General features: G+C 66.5%; 5 protein-coding genes and 3 pseudogenes. 3 read left to right on the top strand and 5 right to left on the bottom strand.

The genetic code is table 11. The features are described from left to right. Positions 1–335: 335 nt before the first annotated feature. Both ACLJWH_RS41690 and ACLJWH_RS41685 read left to right on the top strand, forming a co-directional pair. Entirely contained in the window at positions 336–1484 is a 1149-nt protein-coding gene (locus tag ACLJWH_RS41690) for a Fic family protein (protein ID WP_411147029.1), read from the top strand. 232 nt (positions 1485–1716) lie between these two features. Next, positions 1717–2320, top strand: a pseudogene (locus ACLJWH_RS41685) (zeta toxin family protein). On the opposite strand, the gene ACLJWH_RS41680 reads toward ACLJWH_RS41685, so the two are convergent. The 4 genes from ACLJWH_RS41680 to ACLJWH_RS41665 all read right to left on the bottom strand — a co-directional run bounded on the left by ACLJWH_RS41680 (position 2311) and on the right by ACLJWH_RS41665 (position 6685). Then, on the bottom strand, positions 2311–2868 hold the full coding sequence (locus tag ACLJWH_RS41680; RefSeq protein ID WP_411147028.1) for a zeta toxin family protein: 558 nt from the start codon (positions 2866–2868) through the stop codon (positions 2311–2313). The pseudogene ACLJWH_RS41685 and the gene ACLJWH_RS41680 sit on opposite strands and share 10 nt — an antisense overlap. Positions 2869–2968: 100 nt before the next feature. Continuing rightward, positions 2969–5239, bottom strand: coding sequence for a SpoIIE family protein phosphatase (locus tag ACLJWH_RS41675; RefSeq protein WP_411147027.1), 2271 nt, complete (start codon positions 5237–5239; stop codon positions 2969–2971). Positions 5240–5509: 270 nt separating this feature from the next. Further along, the gene (locus ACLJWH_RS41670; RefSeq protein WP_411147026.1) at positions 5510–6355 is read right to left on the bottom strand and encodes an IS3 family transposase; all 846 of its coding nucleotides are present in this window, start codon (positions 6353–6355) and stop codon (positions 5510–5512) included. Positions 6356–6397: 42 nt separating this feature from the next. Next, positions 6398–6685: a transposase gene (locus ACLJWH_RS41665; protein ID WP_411147025.1), complete on the bottom strand. Its 288-nt coding sequence runs from the start codon at positions 6683–6685 to the stop codon at positions 6398–6400. Positions 6686–6896: 211 nt separating this feature from the next. On the opposite strand from ACLJWH_RS41665, the pseudogene ACLJWH_RS41660 reads away from it, so the two are divergent. Further along, positions 6897–7010 (top strand): annotated as a pseudogene (locus tag ACLJWH_RS41660) (DUF4184 family protein); the annotation flags it as partial. A 66-nt stretch (positions 7011–7076) separates the two neighbouring features. Here ACLJWH_RS41660 and ACLJWH_RS41655 read toward each other — a convergent pair. Beyond that, positions 7077–7556: pseudogene (locus ACLJWH_RS41655) on the bottom strand (IS630 family transposase); the annotation flags it as partial. Positions 7557–8417 lie beyond the last annotated feature (861 nt).

Below are 8417 nucleotides of genomic sequence, written 5' to 3'. Positions count from 1 at the left end.
CCGACTCCAGCACGCACACCACCCGCAGCCGCAGACCCTCCTGCGCAGCGGGCGATAGACGCCGCATGTCCCCACCCTCGATCACACCCCACCAACAGCAGGAAACCCACCATTTCCGGCTCAATAGGAGTCACGCCACACGGGATCAGCACGCCATTGCGTTGATGCCCCGCCACCTCACTTGCCCGGGCGTGCGCGAGTCCGAACTCGCCGACAGCATCTGTGACCCGGGGGCCCCGTGAGGCCATGAAGATCAACCGCGCCGTGACATCGCCCGCCGCAACCATCGCGTACGCCAGATTGACATGATGATCCTGTCATGATGGCATTGGGTTATGCTGTGCAAGACTCCGACGCTGAGCGCCGACGACCACTGGGTCCTCGAAGAGATCGAGAAGATGCGGGTCCGGCTGCGGCACCAGTTGCGGGCGCAGCCGCGCTGGTCCGGTCAGCTGCGCCGGAACCTGACGGCGCGCGCGATCGCCGGGTCGAACACGATCGAGGGTTATGCGGCGACGGTGGATGATGTCGAGGCGTTGATGGCGGGTGAGGAGCCGTTGGAGACGGCGGACCGTACCCGGGTGGAGCTGGAGGGCTATCAGCGGGCGATGACCTATATCCAGGCGCTCGCCGACGCCGGGGACGGCTTCCGCTACGACGCGGGGCTGCTGAACGGTCTGCATTTCATGCTGCAAGGTCATCATCTGGACAAGCGGCCGGGCCGTTGGCGCGACGGTCCGGTCTTCGTCACGAGCCCCGACGACCCGCTCGTTCCCGCTTACACCGCCCCGGCCTGCGAGGAGGTGCCAGGGCTGATGACGGAGCTGATCGACTGGCTCAATGACGGTGACCTCGACGCTCCCGTGCACGTCCGCGCCTCGATGGCGCATCTGAACCTGGTGAACATCCACCCGTGGAAGGACGGCAACGGGCGCATGTCCCGTGCCGTGTCGACGCTGGTGTTCGCCCGGGAGTCCGGCCAGCTGCTGCCTGCGGAGTTCTCCTCCATTGAGGAGTGGCTGGGCCGCGCCCAGAACACCTACGCCTACTACCGGGTCCTCCAGCAGGTCGGCGGCCCCCGCTGGATGCCTGAGCGCGATACCCGTCCGTGGATCCGTTTCTGCCTGGAGGCCCACCACCGCCAGGCCCAGCAGGCCCAGCGCCGCGCCGACCTGATCTCCCGTGCCTGGATCCACCTCGGCGAAGCCGCCGAGCGCGACGGGCTGGACGAGCGCGTCGTGTACGCGCTGCTGCCGGCCTTCTGGGGCTCGAAGGTACGCCGGACCGTCTATCAGGCCGACGCATCCCTGTCCGAGCAGCAGGCCATCCGCGACATCCGCGAGCTGGTCCGTCTGGGCTGGCTGGAGCCCCAGGGCCGGGCCCGCTCCCGCTACTACCTCCCCGGCCCCCGCATGACGCCCGCCCAGGAAACGGTTCGCCAAGCCGTCGAGCCGTACGCCGACCCCTACGCACCCCGGACCTGACCGGCCCGTCCGGCCGTTCGCCGCACCAGGCCGCGCCCCGGTGCTTCTTTTCGCGTACCACCTTGCCGACGCGCCGTGCCGTCGGCCCCGTTCGCGCTGCCCAGGACAACCGGTGAGAGAAGACGACGCCGTGCCCGCAGTGCTGCCGCAGGAAGACAGCCAGGAGATCCTGGACACCCTCATCCTGCCGGCCTCGGCGAAGGGCGCTGTCCGCCAGGACCGGCCGGTCGTCATGATCGTCGGCGGTCAGCCGGGCGCGGGGAAGACGGAGATCGCGGATCTCACAGGCCGCGCTGGACCGCCGCGGCAGCGCGGTGCGGGTCTGCCGCGACCTCTACAAGGCCGTGCACCGGCGCTACATCGAGGTGCTGGCCGCCGACGTCCGTACGGCGGGCGCTCACGTCCGGCTCGATACGAGCCGCTGGCAGGCTGCTGTTGAGGAGCACGTGAGGTCCTGCGGGTTCGACGCGGTGGTCGAGTCCGCCCTCGCCGGCGCCGACGAGTTCCGTACATCGGCAGCCGCATACCGACGGGCCAGCCGTCGGCTTGAGTGGTGGCGTTGGCGACCGCATGAGGCATGGAGTCAGCTCGGACTCCTGGACCGCTTCCTGGCGGAGCACCGCTATGTGTCGTGGGAAAACCACGACACATGCGCGGCACCGCCCTGCACCTGGCGGAGCAGGGCCTGGCCGTCCCGGCGGATCACGGTGACCGCCATGATCGCCGGATGGGAGGCGGCGAGCTCGACGACGTCAGGGACGACGCCGAAGCACCGGTCGTGGCCGGCCTTGGTGGTGAAACGGGCCGGGATGCCGAGCTGCAGGGCTCAGGCGTAGCGCAGCGCGGTCGCCAGACGATTGTCGGCCTCCCGGACGGCCAGGGCTACAAACTCGACGGGGTAGCCGTCCGTCGCGAACGGCAGCGCGCTGGCCCAGAGTTCCCGCGCGCTGCCCGGGGCGGCCTCGATGAGCGTGTCGCCGCGCCGGGCCCGTACGGTCGCCTCGGCTCTGGTGAACCAGGCGCGGTAGTCGGCGCGGATCGCCGCTCCCGTGCCCCGCGGATCGTCCCTGAGCAGTTGCAGGTGGTCGGGGTGAGCGGCCCGCCCGGCCCCGGCAGCCAGGTGCTCGTCTATCTCGGCTTCCAGGGCAGCCTGCATCAGGTGCTGGGCCAGCTCGGGCAGCAGACCGCCCTCACCCATCAGCCGCAGCCCCTCCCCGCGGACCTTCTCGGCCGCGAGCGCGGCCAGCTCCTCCAGCAACTCGCTGGACAGACCGTTGTGCGACACCGGCATCGACTTCACGTCGGCACCCTCAGCGCTCATGCCGACCTCGGCAAGCGACACGCTCTCCACGGTCTCGATCAGGTGACCTGTCGTCGTACTCATCAGGTGACTCCTTCGGGGAAGTCCACACCTGATTCATGACACTCCCTTGATAGACCCCTGATCCGTTTCTTCGGTCCCCTTTCTGTCCCTGCGTGGGCGGTCATCGCAGGGAGGAAGGCAGTGCCTGCTCGCTCCAGACGACCTTGCCGGCCGCGGTGTAGCGGGTACCCCAGCGGTCAGCGAGCTGTGCGACGAGGAAGAGTCCGCGTCCGCCCTCGTCCGTGTGTGCCGCGTACCGCAAGTGTGGGGAGGTGCTGCTGGTGTCGGATACCTCGCAGATGAGGCTGCGGTCGCGCAGTATGCGAAGGTGAATCGGGCCAGTTGCGTAGCGGATGGCGTTGGTGACCAGTTCGCTGAGGATCAGCTCGGTGGTGAATGCCATCTCCTCAAGGCCCCAGTCGGCCAGCTTCCGTACAGCAGCGCTCCGCACGCCGGCCACGGCGGCAGGATCTGTTGGAACGTCCCAGTCGGCGACCTGATCGGGCTCCAGCCGGCGGGTGCGGGCCACCAGCAATGCGATGTCATCGGTCTGGTGGGCCGGGCGCAGGGCACACAGTACCTCTTGGCAGGTCTCCTCCGGTGTACGTCCGGGGACCGCGAGGGTGTTGCGTAGAGTGCTGATTCCAGTGGAAATGTCACGGCTGCGGTCCTTCACTAGTCCGTCCGTGTACAGGATCAGCTGACTGCCCTGGGGTACTTGGAGTTCCGCTGTTTCGAAGGGCAGGCCGCCCACTCCGAGCGGTGGGCCGACGGGGGCGTCAGGGAAGATCACCTGGCCGTCCGGGTGGACAACAGCGGGGAGTGGGTGTCCTGCTCGGGCAAGGCTGCAGTGGCCGGAGACGGGGTCGTAGACGGCGTAGAGACAGGTCGCTCCGGTAACCGTAGTTTCGCCTGCGATATCCGTCTCGGTCTGGTCGATTCGGCTGACCAATTCGTCAAGATTTGCGAGCAGTTCGTCAGGCGGGAGGTCCAATGTGGAGAAGTTGTACACCGCCGTGCGCAACCTTCCCATAGTGGCAGCGGCACTCAGCCCGTGCCCTACGACGTCGCCCACCACTAGCGCTACACGAAAGCCGGACAGTGGGATGACGTCGAACCAGTCTCCGCCGACACCGGCCTGCGCAGGCAGGTAGCGGGTGGCAGCGTCGATGGCACTCTGCTCGGGCAGACTGTGCGGCAACAGGCTGCGTTGCAAGGTGACAGCCATGGTGTGCTCGCGAGTGTAATGACGGGCGTTATCGATGCTCGCCGCCGTGCGGAAGGATAGTTCACTGGCCGCGGAAAGGTCGTCGTGTTCGAAGGGCCGCGGTCCTTGCCGGCGCCAGTAGGTAACAACCCCCAGGGTGGCGCCCCTCGCATTCAGCGGGGCCGCAATGAGCGAGTGGATCCCGTAGCCGAGGATCACCGCGGCCTCAGCGTTCTGATCGCTCCGCCCCCAGGCCGCCTGCAGATCAGGCAGAAGCTCGGCCTGCCCGCTGGACATGGCGCGGGCCTGCGGCGAAGAGGGGGCGTATCCGATGTGTCGGCCCACCGGAAGCAGGGGGTGGTCCTCCCGGATGCCACCAACGGCCACGCGCAGCAGCTTTGCCTCGCGACCCACCGTCGGCTCGTCGCCATGTACGACCGGCTCGGCCAAGTCGACCGTGACGAAATCGGCGAACGGCGGCACTGCTACTCGCGCTAGCTCCTGGGCAGTGCGCTCCACCTCAAGGGTGGTGCCGATGGCGCTGCTGGCGCGGTAAAGCAGCCTCAGATGTTCATACATCCGCGCTAATTCCGCCGGGTCCAGGCCGCGGGTCTGGCGCCGCAGGCGCTTACTGATCAGTGCGGCGCCGACAGCGGCCACCGCCACCGCAATGACGAAGCCGCCGAAGAGTAGTGGAAGCCGTCGGCCTTCGCGACCGCTGGTGCCGTGGAGTGGCACCCCGGCAGCTACCAGACCGACCACCGTACCGTCAGTATCCGTGACCGGAACTACGGCTTGCATCAACCGGCCGCACCGTGTGTTGACCTGCTCGATGAATGGGTGCCAGGGCGACGCCGGCTTAATGGCGCCGAAGCACGTTTTCGTGATGTCGTTTGGTGCCGCAGCAGCGTAATGGTTACCAGCGGTGTTCATCACGATGACGAAGTCCACATCGGCTTGCTTGCGAGTCGCTTCGGCCCGCGGTTGCAGTACCGTCGAAGGATCGGCGGAACGCAGCGCCGCCACGGTGCCCGGACCGTTTGCAAACCCCTCGGCTACAGCGCGAGACCGTTCACCGGCCTCGCTCAGGTCGTCATCCCGCGCGATGAGCACCCACGCCGTCGCCACTGCCCCGGCCAGCAGGAGCATCACGACCATCTGGAGAACGAACACCTGGCCAGCCACGGTGCGCACACTAAGACCGCGTCGACCAGGGCCTCCTCGCGAGCGCGGGTACTCAACGCGCTCAGGCGCTTGGCTCGCTCCGCTGCGGGCATCCACCCCGACTCCCCACTAAGACTGGCCAGCGAACAGGAGTGGCCGGGACAGAGACCATCCGCATAACCCTCCATATAGATATCTACGCTTTTTTCTTCAAGGGATGGCACGGCGCGCCGAACTCCGTGAAGCGATGAACAAGATACTGTCAATCCCCTCGCAGCGTGGATGGTTCTGTTAAGCGGCTTGGGGTTGCTGATCTCTGGCGGTGTGTCGGTTCTCGTAGGACAGCCAGTCGCAGGCCGAGTGCCGGCGATGTGGGTTGTACCAGTCGGTGATCCAGGTCGCGATCTTGATGCGGGCCTCCGAGCGGGTGCGGAAGCGGTGGCGGTGGCGGTGGATGTACTCGACCTTCAGTGTCGAGTTCGTCGCCTCGGCGACCGCGTTGTCCAGGGCGGAGCCCACGCGCCCCATGGACTGCACCATGCCCAGGCGTACGCACGCGTCCCCGAAGATCTTGGACGTGTACTCGCTGCCCCTGTCTGTGTGCATGATGTCGCCGCGCACGTCACCGCGGCGGGTCGCGGTGGCCATGTTCAGGGCACCGACGACGAGTTCGGTGTCGTGATGGGCGTCCATCGCGTAGCCGAGCAGGCGGCGGGAGTGCAGGGCAATGACGGTGGCGAGGTGGAGCTTGCCTTCGTCGGTGGCGATCTCGGTCATGTCACCGCACCAGGCGACATCCGGAGCCGGCGCGGTGAACTTCTGCTGGACCAGGTCCGGGGCGACGGGGCGTTTGCCCTGCCGGATGAGCGAGCGCCGTCGCTTCCTGACGCGGCCGGCCAGACCGAGCTCGGCCATGATCTTGGCGATCGTGTTCTTCGACACCCGCCAGCCCCTCGCCCTGAGCTCGACATGGACACGAGGGGAGCCGTAGGTGCCGACCGAGGCATCGAAGACCTCACGGACCGCCACTGCCAAGTCGGCGCGGCGTTCTTCCCGCGCGGTGGGTGCTCGTCCCAGTCGCTTGTAGAACCAGGGCTCGGAGAGCTCAAGGGCCCGACACGAGACGACGTGCGGCACCTGGTGGTCGGTCCTTCTGAGAGGCGACGAAATCCGCAACCCTCACTTCGTCGCCTCCTTCACCCACAGGACCACCGATCGCTTGAGGACATCACGCTCCATCCACAACTCATGATTCTCCCTGCGCAACCGCGCGAGCTCGGCCCGCTCATCCGGGCCCAGTCCGGCCCGGGACGCCTCCATCTCCCGCCAGACCCACGTGGCCAGAGCACCCTCGTCGATCCCCAGATCCCGCGCGACCCGCGCGATCGGCTTCCCGGCCTCACAGACGATCCGGACCGCACCCGCCCGGAACTCCGCGCCGTACCTCTCGTGCATCTCTTCCGTCAAGCTTCCTCATAGCGGACATCTCCACACTACGAGGGGGAGACACACTCCCTAACAGAGCCAAGTTGAGCCCTCCGGTGTGTGAATGTCTACTTTTAGGGTACTGGTGCGGTTTCTCGCGTGAGGAAGGGTGTTGGTGAAGCCCTCGGGTCGGTGAGCCAGGGATGCCCCAAAACTGGAAGAGCCCCCTTTTCCCTGGCCCCGGAGCAGAACCATGCCCTACACCCTGGCCCACCCGGCCGCAGTGATCCCGTTCTGCCAGGGCAGGCTGATGCCATCTGCTCTCGTCGTCGGCGCGATGGCACCCGACTGGGCGGGACTGCTGCCGCTTCCCGGCTCGAGTCTGGCCAGCCATGAGTGGCGAGGCATCGTCACCGTCGACCTGGGTCCGGTCCAGCGCCTGCACCTGTGTCTTCTCATCGATCGACAGCACCACCGCGCCGCCGGGCGGTTCGAGGTAGAGACCGATCACGTCGGCGACCTTCTGCGCGAACGCTGGGTCCTTCGAAATCTTGAAGGTGCCCGACCGGTGTGGCTTGAGATTCTCCTCCCGCCAGATCCTGGCAATGTAGTGCCAGGACACGGTGACTCCCTCAGTCCGCTTCAGGTACTTCGCCAACTCGCGTGTGGACCAGTGCGAAAGACCGGTGCCGTCCGGCGGCGTCATACGCGTCAGCGCAATCACCCGGGCCCGAACCCGCGCCGGCACTTGTTCCCGGCCCCCGCCAGGCCCCTGGCCTTCCAGCCCGGCCAGGCCGTGCTCGGCATAACGGCGCTTCCAGCGGTCCACCGTCGGCAGCGATACTCCAAGCAACTCGGCGATGTCCTTGCGCCGACGCCCCTCCACCGACCACAGCACGATCCGGCCGCGCATGGCTACATCCGCAGGCACATCCCGACTGCTCACCAACTCCCGCAGCGCAGCGGCCTGGTCCATAGAGAGCTCCATGCCAAGAGAACGAGACACTAGAGCTGCGGATAAGTTTGTTCACAGGCACTAACTTCAACGACCAAATTTATGGCAATCTGACTCATAGGTGGGTAAGTTCTAGCATGTGAAGCCCTTCCAGTTTCTACCCGAAGGAGAATTGATGAAGCGTCTACTCTGTCCCAGCAATTCTGTGCCCGCAGCGTTCAGGGCGGGATTCGCCTCCCTTGCAGCCATGGCTCTGGGAGTCGTAGCATTTATGATGCCAAGGTTGCCCTTTCTGTCAGTGTTCGCGCTTTTCCTTGTCGGAGCGGTCGGCGGCGCTTGGGGCCTGGGCCTTGCCCGGCGCAGCAAGGGAATATCTGGAGTCCGTAACCGTATGAGTCGGATACTGGCTGTGGGGGGACTCGTAGGAAACATCGCGCTGCTCACATGCGCGTCGGTGGGTGCTTTCTTCGCCGCCAGCCTGGGCGCCAGCATGCCATAGCATCCCTCGAGTGGTTCGGGGGCCAGCGGGCAGGAGCATTGCATGAAGTCGATCGGTCTGGTTCGCGCTCCTCGTCCGTAGCGGGGGCGTCATGCCCCGTTCCGGGGCCGGGAAGCACTGAGCATTTCCAGAGTGGCTACTGCCGATCTTTAACTCGTGGTGTTCCAGCAGAGTGACGGTCCGGGATGGTGCGCTATTGAGCCGGAAATGGTGGGTTTCCTGCTGTTGGTGGGGTGTGATCGAGGGTGGGGACATGCGGCGTCTATCGCCCGCTGCGCAGGAGGGTCTGCGGCTGCGGGTGGTGTGCGTGCTGGAGTCGG

Source organism: Streptomyces sp. x-80 (assembly GCF_046549095.1).
In the GTDB taxonomy this organism is placed as follows: domain Bacteria; phylum Actinomycetota; class Actinomycetes; order Streptomycetales; family Streptomycetaceae; genus Streptomyces; species Streptomyces celluloflavus.
This window is presented reverse-complemented; position numbering and strand designations above follow the sequence as displayed.

What these genes read in the sequence shown, in the direction of transcription:
- ACLJWH_RS41690 (WP_411147029.1), top strand. Translation starts at nt 336, where the DNA reads ATGCTGTGCAAGACTCCGACGCTGAGCGCCGACGACCACTGGGTCCTC.
- ACLJWH_RS41680 (WP_411147028.1), bottom strand. Translation starts at nt 2,868, where the DNA reads ATGAGTACGACGACAGGTCACCTGATCGAGACCGTGGAGAGCGTGTCG.